Below are 21643 nucleotides of genomic sequence, written 5' to 3'. Positions count from 1 at the left end.
AGGCGAAGCCGCCGCGCCATCGTCATGCGGGACGCATGCCTACGGCATGACGCGCCCCCGGCGGAGGCGATTTGGGTGGGGCTTGGGAAGACGGGTGAGGTCGTCCGGGTGTGGCGGGGATTAAGCGCGTTGATCGGAGGTCCAGATCGCCCCCGCGCGCGTTGGAGGTGGCGGTTGGAGTGGTGGGCAGAACTGCCCACCCTACGCTTGCTAAAGGCCGTCTCCGCTTATCCAGATCACGCCACATGTCACGCCGACCAAAACGAGTCCATTAAATGCGTTCTCGACCACTTCACGAGCCGATTGCCTGAACTTTTCCTCTTGAATCGTCGTGCGACACAATGGCAAATTCAGTTCTTCCCGTAGCCATATCAGCAGAGTGGTTTTAGCTGGGTATATGCCTGCCTGTGCCATTTCTTTCTTCCTAGCAACGGCCTCAAGAATTTGTTCCTTCATGTCCGTCAGTCCAGCATCTTGGTCCCGGACTTCAAGCGCTGGAAGGATACCCTGAGAAAGAGCTCTGTCTCGTTCTTTCAAGTCTTGGCTTTGCTGGCTCGAAATTCCACGAGTAATCTCCAAGTACCCGGCGCGCTCACCAAAACCTAGGTTGTAGTCCTTGAAACAATACTCGGCATCATAGCTTCTTCCGTCATTCGTGACCGCGTCTTCGCCATTGCTCACTCGCAGGTAGAAAAGAGCGTCCCAGTTCTTCTTTCGACCAACCTCATGCTTGGCTAGAATGAGTAGTGGTAGCCATTCGTCTACAAGCTTTGAGCCAGGTCCATCCGTTGACCTTGAAGGGTGCTGCGAAACAAAGAATTTCCCTTCCTTTGTCGCTTTCGGATCTGAGCTTCTGATTTTCTGAGATTGTTCCCAGAACAACTCTTCAAAATCACCGATATTCAGCCAATCGCCGCTAGCGAGTTCGTTCAAACCTTCCCCCACAAATCATACTCGCTTGCCTCGTCCACCTCGACCTCAACAATATCCCCCGGGGTCAGCCCGTCAAAGCCTTCATCAATAAACAGGTTCCCGTCGATCTCGGGCGCGTCAGCCATTGTCCGGCAGGTGGCGCCTTCTTCGTCCACCTCGTCGACGATGACCTGCAGCCGCTGGCCCACCTTGGCCGCCAGCTTGGCCTCGGAAATCGCCTGGGATTTCTCCATGAAGCGGTGGAAGCGGTCTTCCTTGACCTCCTCGGGCACGTGGTCGGGCAGGTCGTTGGACCGGGCGCCGGCGACGTTTTCGTAGCGGAAGCAGCCGACGCGGTCGAGTTGCGCCTCGTCGAGCCAATCGAGAAGCGTCTGGAATTCCTCCTCCGTCTCGCCGGGATAGCCGACGATGAAGGTCGACCGCAGGGTGATGTCGGGGCAATCCGCGCGCCAGGCGGCGATTTCATCCAAAGTGCGCGCGGCGGCGGCGGGGCGGGCCATGCGTTTCAGGGTCTCGGGGTGGGCGTGCTGGAAGGGGATGTCCAGATAGGGCAGGATCAGCCCCTCGGCCATCGCCGGGATCAGGTCGCGCACATGGGGGTAGGGGTAGACGTAGTGCATCCGGACCCAGGCCCCGAGCGAGCCCAGATCGCGGGCGAGCGGCAGGATCGGGAACTTGTCGTCGCGGTCCTTCCAGTCGGTGCCATAGGCGGAGGTGTCCTGGCTGATGACCAGCAGTTCCCTGACGCCCGCCTCGACCAGTTTCTCCGCCTCGCGCATCACCGCCTTGTGTGGCCGACTGGCCAGACGGCCTCGCATGTCGGGGATGATGCAGAACTTGCATTTGTGGTTACAGCCCTCGGAGATCTTGAGGTAGCTGTAATGGCGCGGGGTCAGCGAGACGCCGCGCGCGGGCAGCAGGTCGATGAACGGGTCGGGGTCGGGCGGCACGGCCTTGTGGACGGCATCCAGCACCTGCTCGTATTGATGCGGGCCGGTGACGGCCAGAACCGTGGGATGGGTGCCGGTGATGGTCTCGGGCTCCGCCCCCATACAGCCGGTGACGATGACCTTGCCGTTTTGTTGCAGCGCCTCGCCGATGGCCTCCAGGCTCTCCATCTTGGCGGAGTCCAGAAACCCGCAGGTGTTGACGATGACGGCTTCCGCGCCCGCGTAATCGGGGGAGATCGCGTAGCCCTCGGCCCTAAGCCGCGTCAGGATGCGTTCGCTATCGACCAGCGCCTTGGGGCAGCCAAGTGAGACCATGCCGATGGTGGGCTGGCCGGGGCGTTTGTCCTCGGGGATGCGCGCATGCGCGAGGTCGGGGCGGAGATCGGGCGGGTTCTGGGTCATGGGCGGGCAGATACATTGGTGTTGGCGATGAGGGAAGGGAAATCCGGACTTGCGCGGTGCCATGGCAATGCCGATGTGATAGGCTGGCACGCGTGACAGATGGGGACCGAGATGACCGGCGACGACGACGACAGATATCAGGGCCGCATTCATGGCGAGCAGTTCGAGACCGAGGAGGATTCGATCGGGATGCGGCTGATCTACATGATCCTCATCGCGATCATGATCTCGCTGGCGCAGACCGTTCTGGGGATCGCCACGATCATCCAGTTCGTGATCCTGCTGATCAACAAGCAGCCCAATGAGAGGCTGGCCGATTTCGGCACCGATCTGGGGGTCTGGGTCGCCAAGGCGGCGCGGTATCAGACCGCGGCCAGTAACGTGAAGCCCTGGCCCTGGACCGAGCTGGACTAAGGCGCGGGCGGAAACATGTCGGCATAGAGCGCGGCAAGGCGTGGGTTGCGGCGGGTGAAGATCGAGCGGGCGATGGCCTCGCCCGATAGGGTCCAGACGCCATATTCGGGGCTGACGAAATAGTCGCATAGACGCGTCATGCCCAGATCGCGGCAGAGCTGCTCCCCCCCCTTGGTGCAGCTGATCGTGCCGAGCCCGTGCAGGAAGACCTCTCTGGCCGCCAGGTTTTCAAGAAACTGCACGAAAGAGCTGAGCAGGAGCGTCGCGGCAGGCTCGTGTCCGGGCAGGACGATCAGCACCGGGCAGTAGCCGAAATAGGTTCCGGGCAGCAGCGGTCGGTGGAAACGGTCTATGGTCAGGTCCGTTTCGATGATGCGCCCGGCCCTGAACAGTGCCTCATCCTCGGGGGTCAGAAAGAAGACGGCCCATTTGCCGACCAGTTGATCCTCCTTCAGCACAAGACCCCAGTGATCCGGAAAGGCCTCATAAACCGGCACGAGCGTGTCGTCGCGAACCGACAGTTCAGGTGGGAGCGGGCCGAATGCACGCTTTGCCAGATCAGTCCCGGCACGACCGATTGCGGCCCAGTCCCCACCAAACAGCGTTTCGGAGAGCGCGGCGTCCAGCAAGCGGTATCCCCCTGCTGTCCCACCCTGCTGGCGCGCTTCCCAGTCTGAGCGGCAGGCCAGAATCTCGGACCGGGTCCAGCCCAGGTTTTCAGCCAGGCGGTGTTCCAGATCGCCTCGGATGAAGGACAGCGAGCGTTCGTATTTGCCCACGGCCTCGACACTGATGCCGAGCCGATCGGCCAGCTGTTCCTGTGTCAGGCGGCCATGTGTGCCGCTTGTCAGGCGCCAGTCGCGCAGCTTTCGGGCGAAGAGAGAGGGTGTGTTCTGCATGCTGGCCGGGCCGGTTGAGGTCTGGCCAGCATGGGCGGTGCGGCGCGGATTGCCAAGCCGCTTACGGGTGACTTACGGGTTCTGCTGGGTCTGATCCGTGGCGAGGCAGGGGGGACCGGGAGCAAGGTGAAACCCGACCCCACAGCCAGGAGCCGCCCCGTGACCCACCGTATCGCTGCCTTTCCTGGAACCACCCATCTGCTGTTTCCCGGCCTGTCTGCTCCGCAACCACGGCCGCGCAGGGCGCGCGCAAATCCTTGCCTGCGCGGGACTTTTCCAACTTTGCGCTATCCCGGTTCCGCGCATCGCGCTACCTTTTCCCCAAAGTGGCAAGGAGTTGCGGGCATGCGGTGGATCTTTCGGCTTCTCGGGTTGGTCGTGGTGCTGGTGGTGGTGGCGATTGGCACGCTGTTCCTGATCCCGACGGATCGGATAGGGGCCATTGTCAGCGACCAGTTCGAGCGGGCCACCGGGCGGACGCTGGCCATATCCGGGGATATCCGGCCCTCGATCTATCCGACCCTTGGCGTGCGGGCCGACGGGATCGAGGTGGGCAATCCCGCCTGGGTCGAGGACGGGCCGATGCTGCGGGCGGACCGGCTGAATATCGGGGTCGATCTGTGGGCGCTGCTGTCGGGCAATATCCGCGTGCAGCGGTTCGAGGTGGTGCGCCCCGATATCATCCTGGTGTCGCGTGCCGATGGGGCGGTGAGCTGGGATTTTTCCGACGGCGAGGGGGTGAGCGAACCTGCGGATGACAGCGCCGAAGGCGGCAGCGGTCTGGGGGCGTTCAGCCTTGATCTGGCAGAGATCACCGCCGGGTCGCTCATGTTCCGCGACGAGGCGGCGGGCACGGATGTGCAGGCCAGTGACCTGAGCCTGACCCTGCGCCTGCCCTCTGCCGATGGTGTGGCGCGGCTGGAGGGCAGCGGCGCGATGAATGGCGCGACAGTGTCAGTCGAGGCGGTGATCGACGGGATCGGACCGCTTTTGGAGGGCGCGCTGCGCCCGGTGACGCTGGCGTTGACTTGGGCGGGGGGCGAGGCCGGGTTCGACGGGCGCGTGGGGCTTTCCCCCCTCGGTGTGGAGGGGGCTGTCGCGCTGGACGCCACCGATCTGGGTCCGCTGATGGCGCTGGCAGGGCAGGCGCCGCCGGAGCTGCCGCGCGGATTGGGGCGGGACCGGCTGGCGGTGGAGGGTGCGTTCACGTTGGCCTCGGAAGGTACGGCGCATCTGCGCGACGCCAGATTCTCCTTTGACGGCAACGTGCTGGCGGGCAGTGTCGACGTGATCCCCGGCGATGACCGCCCGATGATCCGCGCGGTGCTGACCGGCGGGGCGCTGGACCTGTCCGGCCTGACCGAAGGCGAGGGGGGCGGCGAGGCCACCGCGTCGGCCGAGCGGGGATGGTCGCGGGACCCGATCGACGTCAGCGGCCTGCACGCGGCGGATGCAGAGGCGGCGCTGGTGCTGGCGGGGCTCGATCTGGGGATCATGCAGCTTGGTGCGGTGGATCTGCGTGCCACGCTGACCGCCGGTCGGCTGGTCTTCGACCTGCGCGAGGTGGCGGCCTATGGCGGCGGCATTACGGGTCAATACGTGATCAACGGGCGCGGCGGCCTGTCCATGGGCGGCAGTTTGCAGATTGCGGATGTGCGGTTGAACCCGCTGCTGACAGATTTCGCGAATTGGGACAGGCTGGAAGGCACGGGAAATGCCGATCTGACCTTCCTGATGGTGGGTAACGATTTGCATGCTCTGGTGAACTCGCTGGAAGGGTCCGGGTCCATCGCCTTTGGTGAAGGCGCAATCCTGGGGCTGGATATCGGCGGCATGATCCGCAACTTCGACACCTCCTATCGTGGCGAGGGACAGCGCACTGTCTATGAAAGCATCACCGCCAGTTTCACCATGGATGGGGGCGTGGTGACGAATGACGATCTGCTGATGACCGCGCCCTTCGGCGAGCTGACCGGGGCAGGGACGGTCAGCCTGGGGGAACAGGTGCTGGATTACACGGTGGTTCCGCGCGTGTTCTATGGGGAAGGCTCGGATGGGGGGGTGCGCGTGCCGCTGCGGATCTCGGGCTATTGGGCGGATCCGAATTTCAGCCTCGATCTGGAAGCGCTGGCACGTCAGGAGCTGGAAGAGGAAATCGACGCGTTGGAAGAGCGCGCAACGGAGGCTGCGGCGGACGCGCTCGGGATCGAGGTGGAAGAGGGGCAATCGGTCGAGGAGGCAGCGCAGGACGCGCTGGAAGACCGGCTGCGGGATGAGGCTGCCCGGCAGCTGGAACGCCTGTTCGGAGGAAACTGAACCATGCGGTGGATGCTGATTGCGCTGGCCCTTGTGCTGACCGCCTGCGGCGGCGGGGATGATCCCGTGACCCGACGCGGGGAACCGCCGCTCTACCCCAACGAAACGCCGGAGCTGCGGCGGTTGATCAATCATTATGCCGACCACTATGACGTGCCGGCGGCGCTGATCCACCGCCTGATCGACCGGGAAAGCGACTATCGCCCGCATCTGCGCGCCGGGCCCTATTACGGGCTGCTGCAGATGCTGCCGCAAACGGCACGCACCATGGGGCATCGGGGGCCGGCGTCCGAGTTGCTGGACCCGGATCAGAACCTCAGATGGGGGGTGAAATACCTGCGCGGGGCCTATCTGCTGTCGGGTGGGGATTTCGACGGCGCGATCCGGCGCTACGCGAGTGGATACTACTACGAAGCGCGGGACCGCTGCATGTTGGTCGAGACCGGGCTGGCGGAGCGTGAAATGCGCAGCTGCCGGTAAGGCGCAAGAAGATTTTTCCAGAAAAATCTTTCCACTCTGGACAAGAAGAGTTTTCTTGAAAACTCTTCCTGGTATTCGAGTCCGAAAATTCTTCGGGAAGAATTTTCAGCGTCGCGATTAACGGCGACGGTCGCGTCGGCTGCTCATCGGTTGGAAGGCCACGCCCACATGTGCCTCGCAATAGGGTTTCCCCTGCTGCACCGGCAGGCCGCAGAAATAGAAATCATCCGTCGCCGGGTCACCGATCGGCCATTTACAGGTGCGTTCTGTCAGCTCCATCAGGCTGATGCGCTTGGCGTGGGTTTCCACCTCGCGCACCTTGGCCAGGGCCTCGGGGCTGATTTCATTGGCCGAGGGCTGCGGCGGCAGGGGTTGACCGGCCGGAACGATGGGTTTGCGCAGCGGCGTCACATTGCTGGGGCGCGCGGCGGGTTCGGGGGCGGGTTCCGGTTTTTCCGCCTTGGCGGGCTCGGGCTTGGGTGCCGGTTCCGCGGCTTTCGGCGCGGGCTTCGGCGCGGCCTCTTTCGCCGGGGCGGCGGGCTTGCTGCTGCCCGAGGTGCGGTTGGACAGGCCAAGGCGATGAACCTTGCCGATCACGGCATTCCGGGTCACACCGCCCAGTTCCTTGGCGATCTGCGAGGCCGATTGCCCCTCGCCCCACATTTTCTTGAGAAGTTCGACCCGCTCGTCGGTCCAGGACATTTTCGTCCCTCCTGATCCTAAGCCCCAAGTGCAGCGTTTAGTTATATGTGCCCGCGCGCCGGAAGGGAAGGCCCCGGCGCGGGTTATTCTTGCGTGACCCGCCGGGGTCTGGCGCGCCGCGCTTCGCGCCAGGCCAGCAGGGCCGCCCCCGCGATGATGATGCCCGCGCCGGTGATGCTGACGGCATCTGGCTGAACCCCGAAGATCAGCAGGTCATAAACCGCTGCCACCACAAGAGTGAGATAGGAAAAGGGCGTGATGAAGCTGGCATCGGCCCGGGCGACCGCATTGACGAAACAGGCCTGCGCAAAGGCCATTGTGCCCCCGACGCCGACAAGCGCCGCCCATTGGGCGGGCGTGGGCATCTGCCAGACGAAGAGCACCGCGAGGCTGGCCACCGTCAACCCGAGCGCGTTGTTGATGAACAGAATGGAAAGCGGCCCTTCACGGCCCGAAAGCTTCTTGATGAAGATAAGCTCCAGTCCCAAGGCCATGGCAGCCCCGAGCGCCAGCAGCGCGGCGGGCTGAAAGCTGTCCGGGGTGGGGCGCAGCAGGATCAGCGCGCCCAGAAGGGCAATCGCGGCGGCGGACCAGCGGATGCGGCCCACGGTTTCGCCCAAAAGCGGGATCGCCAGCATCATGCCGAAGACCGGGTTGAGAAAGCTGATCGCGGTGGCATCGGCCATTGGAATGAAGGCCACCGCGGCGAACATCAGCGACACGCCGACCCAACCGCACAGCGTCCTGCCGATATGGATGCGCAGGTTGGTGAGCCGCAGCGTCGGGCGCATCACCGCAACCGTGCTGCCGATCAGAACGAATGCAAACAGGAATCGCCCGTGGCTGACCTGAAGCGGATGCAGCGGGGGGCCGAGCGTATCCGTTCCCAGAAGCTTCGCCATCAGCATCGACCCCGCGATGAAGAGCGTGGCGGTCAGCATGAAGGCGACGGCGAGCGGTGGATTGTGGGACGGGGTCATGGCGCTGTCGGTGCGCTCGCCCGCGTCAAATGTCAATCGCGATTGATTCGATAATCCTCGTGGCAGCCGCTGCAGGAGGCGCCCACACGGCGCAGCGCCTGAACAAGCGTGGACCGGTCCTCGACCGTTCCGGCCAGTTCCATCGCCAGAAGTTCAAGCTCCATGGCGCGATTGCTGAAATTGCCGAAATTCTCCCAGATGCCGGCCCGCGCCTCGGATTGCGGGTCTGTTTCCGGGGCTTCGAAGAGATCGACGATGCGATTGGCTTCGCTGGAGATCTGGGCGAGGGCGTCATTGGCAGCCTCGGCATCGAACGCGGTTTCCCCCCGCGCCATGGTGCCGATCACTTCCATCTGCCGGGCCATGGCCGTCATGTTGTCCATCCGGGCCTGCACGGCCGGATTCTGCACATTTTGATGGGCGAGCGCAGCGGTGGTCATGGTGATCAGGCCAAGGAGGGCGCTTGCGCGGGTCAGTCTGGGCATGGGATATCGTCCTTCCTGTCGGGGGTGGGACCTTGCTATTTGGACTCCGACTGTACCGGGGCGGGTACGACGGCCGGGGCGGGAGCCGAGTCTGCTTCGGTGGCTTCGCTGCCCGTCATGAACTGGGTCAGCAGCGGGACAAGCTCTTCATGCAATGGCGCGTTCGGGTCGGCATAGGTGGCGAGGCTTGCTTGTGTGAAAGCCTCGTTGCTTGGGGCCTGGTCACGGGGAATGGCGCGTTTCAGCACATGGGTCATGCCGCTGAGCACATGCGCCTCGGCATCGGGGCGCGCGGCGACGAGGGGGGCTGCCTCGGAGGGCGGGGCCTGCACATCGCCATCGCCATGCAGGATCAGCACAGGCACGGTGGTCGCGGCCAGAAGGTCACCGGGATTGGCGGCGATCAGATCACGCATGTAGCGCGCGGTTTGCGGCGCGAAGATGCTGTGAAGGCCAGGATGCAGGCCGGATAGATCAGGGGTGCCGCCGGCTGCGAATTCTTGCAGTGCGATGTCGAACGCTTCTGCGGAAGGCGCGATCAGGGGCTGAGAGGCAACCTGTTCGCGGAAGAGATCACCGACATTGCGCCCCGGCGCGGCAAGCAGCGCGATTCCGCAGACATCGTCACGCTCTGCCAGCATCGTGGCAATGATCGCTCCTTCGGAATGACCCAACAGCCAGACGCAGTCCTCGCCGGTCTGGCGAAGAAGTTCCGCGATCCAAGCGGTTGCGTCCTCTGCGAATTCAGAGAGCGTCACATCGTTTGGGTCACCCTGGCTTGCGCCGATGCCGCGTTTGTCGAAGCGCAGGGTCGTGATGCCCTCAGCGGCGAGATCCACGGCCAACATTTGGTAGCTGGCCGCAAACAGCCCCAATGGATTGTTGCCATTGCGGTCCGTCGGACCCGATCCGGGCAGGATCAGCGCAGCGGCACGGGACGGGGTTTGCGGGGTTTCGATCGTTCCGGCCAGTTGCCCCGCGGGGCCTTGAACCGTCACGTCGAGAGGCGTCGCGGTGGCTTGGTTGGCAATCGCGAAAAGGAAGAGGGTAACGATCAATTGCTTCATGAAAATAACGCCTGACAGATGAAATTCACCTGCAGCATCGTGTCTCAACTACAGCAATGCAACCCAAAATGGCGGAACCGGGAGGTTTGCCCCCCCGGTTCGGGGGCTTCAGACGCCAAGGCACCAGCGCATGATTGCCTTCTGCGCGTGCAGACGGTTTTCGGCCTCGTCGAAGATCACCGAATGCGGGCCGTCCATGACGGCGCTGGTGGCCTCGTCATCGCGATGGGCGGGGAGGCAGTGCATGAACAGGCTGTCGGGCTTGGCATGGGCCATCAGCGCCTCGTTCACCTGGTAGCCGCGCAGCTGGTTGTGGCGCCGTTCGCGGGCCGATTGCGGATCGTGCATCGACACCCAGGTGTCGGTGACGACAAGATCGGCGCCCTCGACAGCCTTTTGCGGGTTGCGTTCGATCTCGACCTTGGCGCCGCGCGCGCGGGCCTCGTCGATGAAGACCTGTTCGGGGTCGAGCGGCGGCGGGCCGGAAAAGGTCAGGTCAAAGCCGAACTGCCCCGCCGCATGGGCGAAGCTGGCGAAGACGTTGTTGCCATCGCCGCACCAGGTGACTTTCTTGCCGCGGATCGGCCCGCGATGTTCCTCGAAGGTCATGATGTCGGTCATGATCTGGCAGGGATGGCTGCGGTTGGTCAGCCCGTTGATCACGGGAACCGTGGCATATTCCGCCATTTCCTGCAGCGTCGCCTCCTCGAAGGTGCGGATCATGATGAGGTCGACATAGCGGCTGAGAACGCGGGCGGTGTCGGCGATGGTCTCGCCATGGCCAAGCTGCATGTCATTGCCCGACAGCACCATGGTCTGCCCGCCCATCTGGCGCACGCCCACGTCGAAGGACACACGGGTCCGGGTCGAGGGTTTCTCGAAGATGAGCGCGACCATGTGGCCCGCGAGCGGCTGCTCGTCATCCGGCGTGCCCTTGGGGCGGCCGGCGCGGGCGTCCTTCATCACGCGGGCGTGGTCGATCATCTGCCTGAGGTCGGCGGGATCGGTGATGTTGATATCCAGAAAGTGTTTCATGTCAGTGCCTTATGTTGGGCCGCAGTACGGACGGCCCCGAGGAATGGGAAAGGGGGCGGGCTGTCCCTATCCTCGTCGGTGGCCGAAATAGGCCGGTTCGAAAAAGCCGCGCATAGACATGCTATTGACCTTCCAGTGCCGTGGCAGCGGCGTCAAGCCGGGCCAGCGCCTCTCCGATCTCGTCATCGGTCAGCAGCAGCGAGGGCAGCAGGCGCACCACGTTGTCGCCACCCGGAACCGTCAGCACCAGTTGATCATAACCCGCATTGACCACGTCCATATTGGGCACCTTGCACATGAGCCCGAGCATGAAGCCCTCGCCGCGCACACCCGCGAAGATATCGGGATGAGACGCCACCAGCCCCTCCAGCTTCTGCCGCAAGAGCCCCGCACGGCGGTTCACGTCTTCAAGAAACCCGTCCCTGGTGATCTCGTCCACCACGGCACAGCCCACGGCACAGCCAAGCGGGTTGCCGCCATAGGTCGAGCCATGGGTGCCCGGGGTCATGCCGCAGGCGGCGTCCTCGGTTGCCAGCAACGCACCAAGCGGGAAGCCCCCGCCGATGCCTTTGGCGACCATCATGATGTCGGGCGAGATGCCTGCCCATTCATGGGCGAAGAGCTTGCCGGTGCGGCCCATACCGCACTGGATCTCGTCGAGGATCAGCAGGAGCCCATGTTCGTCGCACAGGTCGCGCAGGCCCTTGAGGCAGGCGTCGGGCAGCGGGCGGATGCCGCCCTCGCCCTGCACCGGCTCGACCATGATCGCGCCCACCTCGGGCCGCGCCGCGGCCTCGCGCAGCGCGTCATGATCGCCGAAGGGCAGGGTGATGAAGCCCGGCAGAAGCGGGCCGAAGCCCTTGGTCAGCTTCTCGGACCCGGCCGCCGAGATCATGGCGATCGAGCGGCCGTGAAACGAGCCGTCGAAGGTGATGATCGTCGTGCGTTCCGGCTGGCCTTTCTCGTGCCAGTACTTGCGCGCCATCTTGACGGCCAGTTCGCCCGCCTCGGTGCCCGAGTTGCAGAAGAACATCGTGTCGGCGAAGGTATGTTCGACCAGCCGTTCGGCCAGCGCCTCCTGCTGGGGCACGTTGTAGAGATTCGAGGTGTGCCAGAGCGCGTTCGCCTGGTCGGTCAGCGCCTTGACCAGCGCCGGATGCGCATGGCCAAGTGCGGTGACCGCGATGCCGCCGCCGAGGTCCAGAAAACGTCGGCCATCCGCTTCCACGAGCCAGGCCCCTTCGCCCTTGACGAAGGAGAGAGGTGCACGGGAATAGCTGGGTAGAACCGGCGTGATCATGGCGATCTCCTTGGGGTGAGTTGAAGAAACGGCCATGCCTCAAAGCCCATGCGAAGTCAACGAAATCGGGGGCTGAGGTGGAAGAGTTTTCCGGAAAACTCTTCTTTGCGCCAGGAAAAATCTTCCGGAAGATTTTTCGGCGTCTGACGCACTGGTGAAAATTCTTCTGGAAGAATTTTCTGGTGCTCACACCATCGCCATGATGATGCAGGTGGTGGAGCCTGTTGCGTAGAGTTTGCCGTCTTCAATCCCGCGAATGGTGCCCTCGGCCACACCGGTCGACCGGCCCGAATGGGACACAATCCCCTCTGCGATGATTTCGGTGCCAAGCGGGATGGGCCTTGTGATATTCACTTTGTATTCCAGCGTTGTGTAGACCGAGCCTTTCGGCACTTTCGTCATCACCGCGCAGGCCATGCAGCTGTCCAGCAGTGTCCCGTACCAGCCGCCATGCACCGTTCCCATCGGGTTGCAGTGATCAAAGAGCGGCGCGCCGCGAAAGATCACCCGCCCGTCCTCTACCGTATCCACATGGTAGTTCAGCGTCTTGGCAATGGGCGGGTTGGGCAGGAGGCCGTCGCGGATCGCCTGCATGAAGGCGAGGCCCGACATGGACAGGAGCGTGTCACGATCCGCGATTTCTGCGGGCGTTGAGGCGAAGAACGGTTTGGGCATAGGGCGATCCGGGCAATCTGGTTGTCCAGACCAGAATGCCCGTCTGGCTTGCGCCGCTGCAATCCTGCTCTGACTGCGGCGGCGCGAGGTGACGCAACGTTTCAGGTGGTCCAGCGGAAGACCGGGGGGGTGTTACGCCACCTCTGCCAGGGTGACACGCGGTGTGACGCCGAGCGCGGCGCAGACATCGCGGGTCAGGTCGGGGCTGTTGAGCGTATAGAAATGCAGGTCTTTCACGCCCTCTTCCAGCAATTCGGTACAGAGCTCGGCGCAAAGCGCGGTGGACAGCAGCTGTTCCCGTCCGTCGCGGATGGCGGCGGCGTAGGCGTCATCCAGCCAGGTCGGGATGACCGCCCCACAGCGGCTGGCGAAGCCACGCACACGGGTCCAGTTGTTCACTGGCAGGATGCCGGGGATGATCTGCGCGGTGATCCCTGCCGCGGCACAGGCATCGCGGAACCGCAGGAAGCTGCTGGTCTCGAAGAAGAACTGTGTGATCGCCGTGGTCGCGCCTGCATCCACCTTGCGCTTGAGATAGTCGACGCAGGCTTGCAGATCGGCGGCTTCGGGATGCGGCTCGGGATAGGCCCCCACGGCGATGTCGAATTTGCCGGTTTGGGCCAGCGCCTCGACCAATTCGACCGATGATGCGAAGCCATCGGGATGGGGCCGGAAACCCGACGCGCCCTTGGGGGGATCGCCCCGCAAGGCAACGATGCGCGTCACGCCCGCCTGCGCGTAGCTGTCTGAAATGGCCAGCGTGTCTTCCCGGGTGGCGTCGACGCAGGTCAGATGCGCGGCGACATTGACACCGTAATTGCCATGGATGGTCTTCACCGCGTCATGGGTCAGGTCGCGGGTGGTGCCGCCCGCGCCGTAGGTGACGGACACGAATTCGGGGGCCAATGGCGCGAGGGTGCCGAGCGTGTCCCAAAGGCGGAACGATGCCTCCAGCGATTGCGGGGGGAAGAACTCGAAGGAAACGTTTGGGGTCGGCAGGGTCATTTTGGGATACATCCTCGATGCTGTTGCACAAGGATGTGACATGGATAGAATGCTGAGGCAAACTCATAACATTCATCATCAACATGAGTCCGGCTAATGCATATCGAGTTCCGCCACCTGCGCACTATCAAGGCCATCCATGATGAAGGCGGGCTGGCCAAGGCCGCCGACCGGCTGCACATCACGCAAAGCGCGCTCAGTCACCAGATCAAGGGGCTGGAGGATCAGGCGGGGATGGAGCTGTTTGTCAGGCGATCCAAGCCGATGAAACTGTCACCGGCCGGGCTGCGCCTGCTGCGGCTGGCCGAGCAGATATTGCCGCAGGTGGCTGCGATGGAGGAAGAATTTCGTGCCATGCAGCAGGGCAAGGTCGGGCGTCTTCATATCGCCATCGAATGCCATGCCTGCTTCGAGTGGCTGTTGCCGGTTCTGGAACAGTTCCGCGTCGCCTGGCCGGATGTTGATGTCGATATTCGCCCCGGTCTGCAATTCGAAGCGCTGCCTGCCCTGATGCGGGAGGAGGTCGATCTGGTGATCTCCTCCGACCCCGAGGATCTGCCCGGCGTCGATTTCTCGCCGCTCTTTGACTACGAGCCGGTCTTTGTTGCCTCGTCCGAACACCCGCTGGCGGCCAAGCCCTTCATCATGCCGGAAGACTTTCAGGATGAGCTGCTGATCACCTACCCGATGGAGCGCAGCCGGCTGGATGTTTTCAGCCAGTTCCTGAAACCCGCAGGGGTGGAACCGCGCGCGGTGCGGCAGGTGGAATTGTCTGCCGTGATCCTGCTGCTTGTGGCCTCCAACCGCGGGGTCACGGTACTGCCCGACTGGGTGGTGCGCGAACAGCGGACCAACTCCAGCTATGTCACGCGGCCGCTGACCGAAACCGGCCTGACCCGGCGCATGTACGGGGCGACGCGGGCCGAGGATACGACGAAACCCTTCATGTCCCATGTGCTGAAACTGGCCCGGACAGAGCCGGTAAAGCTGCAAAGACGCGGTTGAACCGGCCCGAATGAGGCGAGGATGCGGCGGGTTCTTGTCAGCTTTCCGTAAATTGTTCTCATCTCGCCAACAATCGCCGTTTTCTTAGCCGCAAAAGGCCCGGGCAAGCCCCGAAAACCGACCCAATCAGACCTTAGCACGTTCACAGAACAATAATGTGAAAGCAGTGCAATGCAGGCCGGAAACCGGGTTTTCCCAAGGGATTTTCTCCTTGTGACCGACAGGCGCGCGACCAATCGGGTGGTCGCGTCGGTCGGGACGTTCTGCGTTGCAGGAGGTCCGAGTAATGCCTGACGCACTTGAACTGAACGTCACCACCACGACCGACGCCACGACGATTGCCGAGACCATTTTCGGAGACGGCATTCAGGTCGTATCCGCCACGCTGACCGGGGCGAGCGGGCAGGCCGGGACCTATTCGGGTGGCGACGCGACCTCTGGCGGTGTGGTGCCGAGCGACAGCGGGGTGATCCTGTCCACCGGCAACGCCACCGATTTCACGACGGGGGGGACCGGGACAAACACCAATACCAGTGCCGGTACATCCACCGGTCATGGCGGGGCGGGGGACGCGGACCTCGATGCGATCTCGTCCACTTCGACCTTTGATGCGGTGGTTTTCGAATCCACCTTCATTCCCGATGACGACTACATCACGATGCAGTTCGTCTTCTCGTCCGAGGAATATCTGGAATATGTGAACTCCGGCGTGAACGACACGCTCGGGGTATGGGTCAACGGCAGTTTCGTGCCGCTGACCAGCTCGGGCGATACGGTGTCCATCGACACGGTGAACGACACATCGAATTCCAACCTCTATGTCGACAACCCGGCGGCGGCTGACGCCTACAATACCGAGATGGACGGGTTCACCATCACCCTGTCCTTCAAGGCGCCGGTTAATCCGGGCGAGGAAAACACCATCAAGATCGGCCTCGCCGATGGCGGCGACAGCGCCTATGACACCAACGTCCTGATCGCGGCGGACAGTATCCAGACGGTCGCGCTGGCCTTTGAAGACAGTGTCACGATGGAGGCCAACACCACCGCCGTGATCGACGTTCTGGCCAATGATCATGACGCGTCCGGCAATGGGCTGACCGTGACCGAGATCAACGGGCAAGCGGTGGTTCCGGGCCAGTCGGTCATGCTGAACACCGGCGAAACCGTTACGCTGAACAGCGACTACACGTTGTCGGTCGCGTCCGATTCCGATCTGGGCGAAACCGTCTTCACTTACACGGTCGAAAATGGCGACGGCGCCACTGACGTCGGCTATGTGAATATCCAGACCGTGGCCGATGCCCCGCTTGACGGCATCGTCGAGGGCAGCGGTGCGGCGGATGTCATCGACGCGACCTTCACCGGCGATCCCGAAGGCGACATGATCGACGCGAATGACGCGATCGGCGTGAACGGGACCACCGGAGATGATGACTATGTCATGGCCTTTGGCGGTGACGATACGGTTCAGTCCGGCGCTGGCGACGATATCGTCGAGGCGGGCAGCGGTGATGACGTGGTGGCTGGTGGGGCCGGCAGCGACACGCTGTCAGGCGATGAGGGCAATGACACCCTTCATGGGGGCAACGACCCGTCGCTTGGCGGGGGGCCGACACGCAGCCTGAACATCAACAATCAGAGCTTTGAACAGACCGCCCATTCCGACGGGCAGTATTCTCAGGGCATTCCCGGCTGGACCGTTTCGGTTTCCGGTTCGGGGCAGGCGGGCGATTACAATCCGACCAGTTCCGAGATCAATACCGGCACTGTAGATGGCACGGATGTGGCCTGGATCTATCAGGGGGGAGGCTCGAACTCGGTTGCGATTTCGCAGACCCTGTCCGAGACCTATACCGCTGGCGACACCTATTCCTTTTCTGCCGATTTGGGCGACGGAGCCTATAGCGGTAGCGGAGATGTTCCCTACCAGATCAATATCTACGCGGGCACGACCCTGATCGGTTCCACCAGCGGGTCCACCGGCAATATCAACGCGCTGACCACTGTCACCGTGGAATCCACTGTCGAAGATCCGTCCCTCAACGGTCAGGCGATCACCATCGAGATCGTACAGCCGCCAAGCGCCTCGGGCGGTGAGCTGCTGATCGACAATGTCGTCGGCACCGTCACGCCTGCCTCGCTGCCAGAGGATGCTTCGGGCGATCTCATCGACGGTGGCGAAGGTGATGACGTGATCTTCGGGCAGGGCGGCGATGATACCATCGCGCTGACCGACGGGTTTGGAAATGACACGATCACCGGCGGCGAGACCGACGAGACCGATGGCGATACTCTGGATATGTCGGCGGTCACGTCGGGCGTGGAGCTGGACCTGTCCGCCGCCGACCCCGAGGCTGGTAGCGTGTTCGAAACCGGCTCGACCGGGGGTGCGACGCAATTTACCGAAATCGAAAACATCATCCTCAGCGCCGGGCGCGATACGGTGCATCTGGCAGATGGCGGCGGTCTGGACGCGGTATCGGGCTTCGACATCTCCGATTCCGGCGATGGCACGGCGGTTGATCAGCTCGATGTCAGCAAGCTGACATCGGACGGCGGCACCACGCCGGTGACAACCACCGATGTAACCGTGACAAGCGACCCCTATGGCAATGCAGTGCTGACCTTCCCGGGCGGTGAGAGCATCACCCTGGAAGGCGTGAACCCGCTGAACCTGTCCACGGTTGACGATCTTGTCGCCATCGGCATCCCCGACGGGCGGGATTACATCGTCGAGGGCACCAGCGGGTCCGATACCATCGACGCGGGCTATACCGGTGACCCGGAGGGCGATCTGGTCGATGCGAACGACGCGTTGGATGGGTCCAATGACGATGTCATCGAGGCCGGGGCCGGGAATGACTCGGTTGTGGCAGGCGCGGGCGATGACTCGGTTCAGGGCGATGCGGGCAACGACACCATCGAGGGCGGCACTGGCGCCGACACGCTGCGCGGCGGCACTGGCGACGACTCGATTGAGGGTGGTGATGGGGCCGACGACCTCTATGGCGACGAAAACTCCGACACGATCATCGGCGGTGCGGGCGACGACACGATTGACGGCGGCACCGGTGCGGACAGTATCGACGGCGGGGCCGACAATGACTCGATCAGCGGCGGCGACGGCGATGACACGATCATTGGTGGTGCGGGCGATGACTGGCTGCGCGGCAGCGTCGGCAATGACGAGATGTGGGGCGGCACCGGGGACGATTATATCTGGTCGGGCTTCAACGACGACACGATCCGCATCGAGAACGATTTCGGCAATGACACCATCGAAGCCGAGGGCATCAACGAGGTCACCGGCGACGTTCTGGACCTCAGCCTTGTTACCGACGACCTGACCATCGACCTGACCGGGTCCAACCCCGAGGCAGGCACGTTCAGCGACGGCACCTCGACCGCGCAGTTCAACGAGATCGAGAACATCATCCTCGGTGGCGGGCGCGATACCATAACCCTGGCCGATTTCGGCGGCGCGGATATCGTCCAGGCCTTCGATATGACCGATAGTGGCGACGGCTCGACCAACGACCAGTTGGACGTGTCGGGACTGACCTCCGACTGGGGCACGACGCCGATCCATGCGGGTGACGTCACCGTCAGCGATGACGGCAATGGCAACGCGCTGCTGAGCTTCCCCGGCGGTGAGAGCATCACTCTGGTAGGCGTCGCCCCGAGCCAACTGGCGACCGAGGCCGACCTCGTGTCCATCGGCATTCCGCCGGCACCCGACTTCATCGTGGAAGGCAGCTCGGGCGATGACACGATTGACGCGGGCTACACGGGCGACCCCGAGGGCGACAGGGTCGATGCGAACGATCATTCGGACGGCTCGAACGATGACAGTATCGAGGCAGGCGGCGGCAATGACAGCGTTGTAGCCGGAGACGGGGCCGATACGGTCTGGGGCGGCAATGACGCGGGCGCGGATACCATTCTGGGCGGCGCGGGCAATGACCTGATCAACGGTCAGGGCGGCGATGACAGCATCGACGGCGGTGCCGATGATGACAGTATCGCAGCGGGCGCGGGCGATGACAGCGTCACCGGTGGCAGCGGCAATGACTCGATCAATGGCGGCACCGGCAACGACACGCTGGATGGCGGCACCGGCGCAGACCTTATCAGCGGTGCCGGTGGCAGCGACAGTATTCTTGGCGGCGACGATGCCGATACGGTCATGGTCTTCGACGGCTACGGCGCCGATACGATTGCGGGTGGCGAAGGCGGTGTCGATGCCGACGTTCTGGATGCGTCCTGGATTGGCGCTGACCTGACGCTGGACCTGTCGGCCAATGGCGCGGCGGATAATGAAAGCGGCACGTTGACCTCGACCACAGCGGGCGACGTGGCGAACTTTACCGAGATCGAGAGCGTTGTCCTGGGTTCGGGCGATGACAGCGTAACGGGCTCTTCCGGCGATGACAGCGTCGCGACCGGAGCGGGGGCCGACACGGTCGCGGGTGGTCAGGGCGATGACAACATCGCACTCGGGGCCAATGATGGCGCGCAGGATGTGGTGGTTCTGTCGGATGGCGACGGGTCCGACATTGTTCAGCAATTCGAAGCCCCGATCGACAATGGCAATGGCACCTATACCGGGCAGGATCAGCTGGATGTCAGCGGCCTGACCTCGGATGGCGGCACCACGCCGGTCACCACCAATGACGTGACGGTCACGGATGATGGTTTCGGCAACGCGGTTCTGAGCTTCCCGGGCGGCGAAAGCATTACGCTTGTGGGTGTGGCGCCGAGCGAGGTGGATGGTGCGGCCGAGCTGGTTGCCATCGGCATCCCGGACGGGCGCGATTTCATCGTCGAGGGCAGCTCGGGCAACGACACCATCGACGTCGGCTATACCGGCGATCCGGAAGGCGACATGATCGACGCGCTGGATCATTCCGACGGGTCGAACGATGACAGCGTGCTGGCCGGTGCGGGCGATGACTCGGTCGTGGCGGGGCTTGGCGATGACACGGTGTTCGGTCAGGACGGCGCGGACACGATCCTTGGCGGGGCTGGTAATGACAGCCTCGATGGCGACGATGCTTTTGCCACCGGCGGGGCCGACAGCATTGATGGCGGTGCCGGGAATGACACGATCATCGGTGACAGTTTCGATGACACGCTGATCGGCGGGGCCGGGGATGACAGCATCTTCGCGGGGGCCGATGACGACCTTGTCTATGCAGGCACCGGTGACGACCAGGTCTTCGGCGAAGGCGGGGATGACACCGTCATTGTGGAAGACGGGTTCGGCAATGACAATCTGATCGCCGGGGAAACCAGCGAGACCGATGGCGACACGCTCGACCTGAGCAATCTGACCGTCGATACCACTATCGACCTGACCAGTGTGAACCCGGAAAAGGTGACCATCACCGATGGCACCGACACGGTCAACGCGGAAGAGTTCGAGACCCTGATCCTTGGCGGCGGCGAAGACACGCTGCTGCTTGGCGATGGTGGCGGCAGCGATGTTGTGGCCGGTTTCGACATGGGCGACCGGGGCGACGGGCACACCTTCGACCAGCTTGATGTCACGGGTCTGACCACCGATGGCACCACGCCGGTCACGGCCTGGGATGTGGTCGTCACCGACACCAATGGCGATGGCAGCGGTGATGCGATCCTGACCTTTCCGGGTGGCGAAAGCATCACGCTGGAAGGCGTGGCCCCGAACCAGGTCGATACGATCCCGGAACTGTTCGCGATCGGCATCCCTTGTTTCACCCCCGGCGCGATGATCATCACCGCTGATGGCGAACGGCCTGTCGAAGACATTCGCCCCGGCGACATGGTGCTGACCGCCGATAATGGCTTTCAGCCGGTCCGGTGGGTGGGCAGTCGGACGCTTGGCGCAGCAGAGCTGACCGAACAGCCGGAACTCAAGCCCGTGGTGATCCGCAAGGGTGCGTTCGGCAATGACCGCAAGATGCTGGTGTCACCGCAGCACGGGTTCGTCATGAAGACCGATACCGGCGAACGGCTGATCCGCGCCAAGCACGCGGCAGAGCTCTTTGGCGGGCAGATCGCGCGGATCGACCGGAATTGCGAACAGGTGACCTATGTCCATATCATGTTCGACCGGCACGAGATCGTCTTCGCCGAAGGCGCCCGGACCGAGGCCTTCTATCCGGGTCCGCAGGCGCTGAAATCCATTGACCGAGAGGCGATGGCCGAACTGCTGACCCTGTTCCCGGAACTGGCACATGTTGCCTTTGGCGAGGACGGTGCCGCAGGTCGCTATGGCCCGCCCGCCCGCGACTATCTGTTGGGACGCGACATCCGTGCCATGAAGAAAGGCGCTGTGGGCGCGCACCCGACCCGCGCAGCCTGATCCCGTCAAACCACGCCCTGTCCCCATCCGGGGCGTGGTTGTCCAGGCGGTGCTGAAAAACTGCGCTTCTCAACTTTCCTTTGCTGCGGACTAGGGGTATACGCCGCTTTCGTCTAGCCGAGGAACACGCCATGCAGGGCAGCGCAAATCTCAACATCATGATCAAGGCCGCCCGCAAGGCAGGCCGCAGCCTTGTGAAGGATTTCCGCGAGGTCGAGAACCTTCAGGTCGGGTCCAAGGGGCCGGGTGACTTCGTGTCCAAGGCCGACATGGCCGCCGAAGAGATCCTGCGCACAGAGCTGATGGAAGCGCGCCCCAACTATGGGTGGCTGGGTGAGGAAACCGGCGAAACCCCCGGCACCGACCCCACCCGCCGCTGGATCGTCGATCCGCTGGACGGGACCACCAACTTCCTGCACGGCATGCCCCATTGGGCGGTGTCCATTGCGCTGGAACACAAGGGCGAGATCGTGGCGGGCGTGGTCTATGACGCGGCGAAGGACGAGATGTTCTATGCCGAAAAAGGCGCCGGTGCCTGGCTGAACGATTCGCAGCGCCTGCGCGTGTCCGGCCGCCATCGGATGATCGACTGTGTCTTTGCGACCGGTGTGCCCTTTGGCGGACGCAAATACCTGCCCGCGACGCT

17 protein-coding genes are annotated in these 21643 nt (G+C 63.4%); 6 read left to right on the top strand and 11 right to left on the bottom strand.

The genetic code is table 11. The annotated features are described in order from the left end of the window. Positions 1 to 210: 210 nt before the first annotated feature. A complete protein-coding gene (locus BKY26_RS02480) occupies positions 211 to 933 on the bottom strand; it encodes a hypothetical protein (protein WP_071688818.1) in 723 nt (240 codons plus the stop codon). Next, the gene (gene rimO / locus BKY26_RS02475; protein ID WP_071688817.1) at positions 930 to 2285 is read right to left on the bottom strand and encodes a 30S ribosomal protein S12 methylthiotransferase RimO; all 1356 of its coding nucleotides are present in this window, start codon (positions 2283 to 2285) and stop codon (positions 930 to 932) included. The genes BKY26_RS02480 and rimO overlap by 4 nt, the downstream gene beginning before the upstream one ends. A gap of 111 nt (positions 2286 to 2396) precedes the next feature. Between rimO and BKY26_RS02470 the strand changes: the two genes are divergently transcribed. Further along, positions 2397 to 2699 (top strand): DUF4389 domain-containing protein, encoded by a 303-nt coding sequence (locus BKY26_RS02470; RefSeq protein ID WP_071688816.1) that lies wholly within the window; start codon positions 2397 to 2399, stop codon positions 2697 to 2699. Here the strand turns inward: BKY26_RS02470 and BKY26_RS02465 are convergent. Continuing rightward, positions 2696 to 3598, bottom strand: a complete 903-nt coding sequence (locus tag BKY26_RS02465; RefSeq protein ID WP_071688815.1) for a helix-turn-helix domain-containing protein — start codon at positions 3596 to 3598, stop codon at positions 2696 to 2698. The two genes, BKY26_RS02470 and BKY26_RS02465, sit on opposite strands and share 4 nt — an antisense overlap. A gap of 345 nt (positions 3599 to 3943) precedes the next feature. Between BKY26_RS02465 and BKY26_RS02460 the strand changes: the two genes are divergently transcribed. Both BKY26_RS02460 and BKY26_RS02455 read left to right on the top strand, forming a co-directional pair. Continuing rightward, positions 3944 to 5914: an AsmA family protein gene (locus tag BKY26_RS02460; protein WP_071688814.1), complete on the top strand. Its 1971-nt coding sequence runs from the start codon at positions 3944 to 3946 to the stop codon at positions 5912 to 5914. 3 nt (positions 5915 to 5917) lie between these two features. Next, positions 5918 to 6394 (top strand): lytic transglycosylase domain-containing protein, encoded by a 477-nt coding sequence (locus BKY26_RS02455; protein ID WP_071688813.1) that lies wholly within the window; start codon positions 5918 to 5920, stop codon positions 6392 to 6394. Positions 6395 to 6511: 117 nt separating this feature from the next. Here the strand turns inward: BKY26_RS02455 and BKY26_RS02450 are convergent, their stop codons facing one another. From BKY26_RS02450 to metF, 8 genes are all read right to left on the bottom strand, one after another. Continuing rightward, entirely contained in the window at positions 6512 to 7096 is a 585-nt protein-coding gene (locus BKY26_RS02450; protein WP_071688812.1) for a GcrA family cell cycle regulator, read from the bottom strand. A gap of 83 nt (positions 7097 to 7179) precedes the next feature. Beyond that, positions 7180 to 8076 carry a DMT family transporter gene (locus tag BKY26_RS02445; RefSeq protein ID WP_071688821.1) on the bottom strand — a complete coding sequence of 299 codons (897 nt, stop codon included), beginning with the start codon at positions 8074 to 8076 and terminating at the stop codon, positions 7180 to 7182. Between the two features lie 32 nt (positions 8077 to 8108). Continuing rightward, positions 8109 to 8561, bottom strand: a complete 453-nt coding sequence (locus BKY26_RS02440; protein ID WP_083431287.1) for a c-type cytochrome — start codon at positions 8559 to 8561, stop codon at positions 8109 to 8111. 35 nt (positions 8562 to 8596) lie between these two features. After that, positions 8597 to 9628 carry an alpha/beta hydrolase gene (locus BKY26_RS02435; protein WP_071688811.1) on the bottom strand — a complete coding sequence of 344 codons (1032 nt, stop codon included), beginning with the start codon at positions 9626 to 9628 and terminating at the stop codon, positions 8597 to 8599. Positions 9629 to 9736: 108 nt separating this feature from the next. Beyond that, a complete protein-coding gene (gene argF / locus BKY26_RS02430) occupies positions 9737 to 10663 on the bottom strand; it encodes an ornithine carbamoyltransferase (protein ID WP_071688810.1) in 927 nt (308 codons plus the stop codon). Positions 10664 to 10784: 121 nt separating this feature from the next. After that, the gene (locus BKY26_RS02425; protein WP_071688809.1) at positions 10785 to 11963 is read right to left on the bottom strand and encodes an aspartate aminotransferase family protein; all 1179 of its coding nucleotides are present in this window, start codon (positions 11961 to 11963) and stop codon (positions 10785 to 10787) included. Positions 11964 to 12149: 186 nt separating this feature from the next. Further along, the gene (locus BKY26_RS02420) at positions 12150 to 12638 is read right to left on the bottom strand and encodes a PaaI family thioesterase (RefSeq protein ID WP_071688808.1); all 489 of its coding nucleotides are present in this window, start codon (positions 12636 to 12638) and stop codon (positions 12150 to 12152) included. Between the two features lie 132 nt (positions 12639 to 12770). Further along, positions 12771 to 13643 carry a methylenetetrahydrofolate reductase [NAD(P)H] gene (gene metF, locus BKY26_RS02415; protein WP_425434460.1) on the bottom strand — a complete coding sequence of 291 codons (873 nt, stop codon included), beginning with the start codon at positions 13641 to 13643 and terminating at the stop codon, positions 12771 to 12773. Between the two features lie 96 nt (positions 13644 to 13739). Here metF and BKY26_RS02410 point away from each other — a divergent pair, with 96 nt between their 5' ends. From BKY26_RS02410 to BKY26_RS02400, 3 genes are all read left to right on the top strand, one after another. Then, the gene (locus tag BKY26_RS02410; RefSeq protein ID WP_071688807.1) at positions 13740 to 14648 is read left to right on the top strand and encodes a LysR family transcriptional regulator; all 909 of its coding nucleotides are present in this window, start codon (positions 13740 to 13742) and stop codon (positions 14646 to 14648) included. Positions 14649 to 14934: 286 nt separating this feature from the next. Further along, entirely contained in the window at positions 14935 to 20997 is a 6063-nt protein-coding gene (locus BKY26_RS02405; RefSeq protein WP_071688806.1) for a choice-of-anchor L domain-containing protein, read from the top strand. 131 nt (positions 20998 to 21128) lie between these two features. After that, positions 21129 to 21643 (top strand): inositol monophosphatase family protein (locus BKY26_RS02400; protein WP_071688805.1); only part of this gene is annotated, 515 nt, incomplete at its 3' end.

The sequence above is a fragment of the Nioella sediminis genome, assembly GCF_001879695.1.
Lineage (GTDB): Bacteria > Pseudomonadota > Alphaproteobacteria > Rhodobacterales > Rhodobacteraceae > Nioella > Nioella sediminis.
Note: the sequence above shows the minus strand (reverse complement) of the source record. Positions and strands in the feature narration are given on the sequence as shown.

What these genes read in the sequence shown, in the direction of transcription:
- BKY26_RS02440 (WP_083431287.1), bottom strand. Translation starts at nt 8,561, where the DNA reads ATGCCCAGACTGACCCGCGCAAGCGCCCTCCTTGGCCTGATCACCATG.
- BKY26_RS02455 (WP_071688813.1), top strand. Translation starts at nt 5,918, where the DNA reads ATGCGGTGGATGCTGATTGCGCTGGCCCTTGTGCTGACCGCCTGCGGC.
- BKY26_RS02460 (WP_071688814.1), top strand. Translation starts at nt 3,944, where the DNA reads ATGCGGTGGATCTTTCGGCTTCTCGGGTTGGTCGTGGTGCTGGTGGTG.
- BKY26_RS02420 (WP_071688808.1), bottom strand. Translation starts at nt 12,638, where the DNA reads ATGCCCAAACCGTTCTTCGCCTCAACGCCCGCAGAAATCGCGGATCGT.
- argF (WP_071688810.1), bottom strand. Translation starts at nt 10,663, where the DNA reads ATGAAACACTTTCTGGATATCAACATCACCGATCCCGCCGACCTCAGG.
- BKY26_RS02450 (WP_071688812.1), bottom strand. Translation starts at nt 7,096, where the DNA reads ATGTCCTGGACCGACGAGCGGGTCGAACTTCTCAAGAAAATGTGGGGC.
- BKY26_RS02425 (WP_071688809.1), bottom strand. Translation starts at nt 11,963, where the DNA reads ATGATCACGCCGGTTCTACCCAGCTATTCCCGTGCACCTCTCTCCTTC.
- BKY26_RS02410 (WP_071688807.1), top strand. Translation starts at nt 13,740, where the DNA reads ATGCATATCGAGTTCCGCCACCTGCGCACTATCAAGGCCATCCATGAT.
- BKY26_RS02470 (WP_071688816.1), top strand. Translation starts at nt 2,397, where the DNA reads ATGACCGGCGACGACGACGACAGATATCAGGGCCGCATTCATGGCGAG.
- BKY26_RS02435 (WP_071688811.1), bottom strand. Translation starts at nt 9,628, where the DNA reads ATGAAGCAATTGATCGTTACCCTCTTCCTTTTCGCGATTGCCAACCAA.
- BKY26_RS02405 (WP_071688806.1), top strand. Translation starts at nt 14,935, where the DNA reads ATGCCTGACGCACTTGAACTGAACGTCACCACCACGACCGACGCCACG.
- BKY26_RS02445 (WP_071688821.1), bottom strand. Translation starts at nt 8,076, where the DNA reads ATGACCCCGTCCCACAATCCACCGCTCGCCGTCGCCTTCATGCTGACC.
- rimO (WP_071688817.1), bottom strand. Translation starts at nt 2,285, where the DNA reads ATGACCCAGAACCCGCCCGATCTCCGCCCCGACCTCGCGCATGCGCGC.
- metF (WP_425434460.1), bottom strand. Translation starts at nt 13,643, where the DNA reads ATGACCCTGCCGACCCCAAACGTTTCCTTCGAGTTCTTCCCCCCGCAA.
- BKY26_RS02465 (WP_071688815.1), bottom strand. Translation starts at nt 3,598, where the DNA reads ATGCAGAACACACCCTCTCTCTTCGCCCGAAAGCTGCGCGACTGGCGC.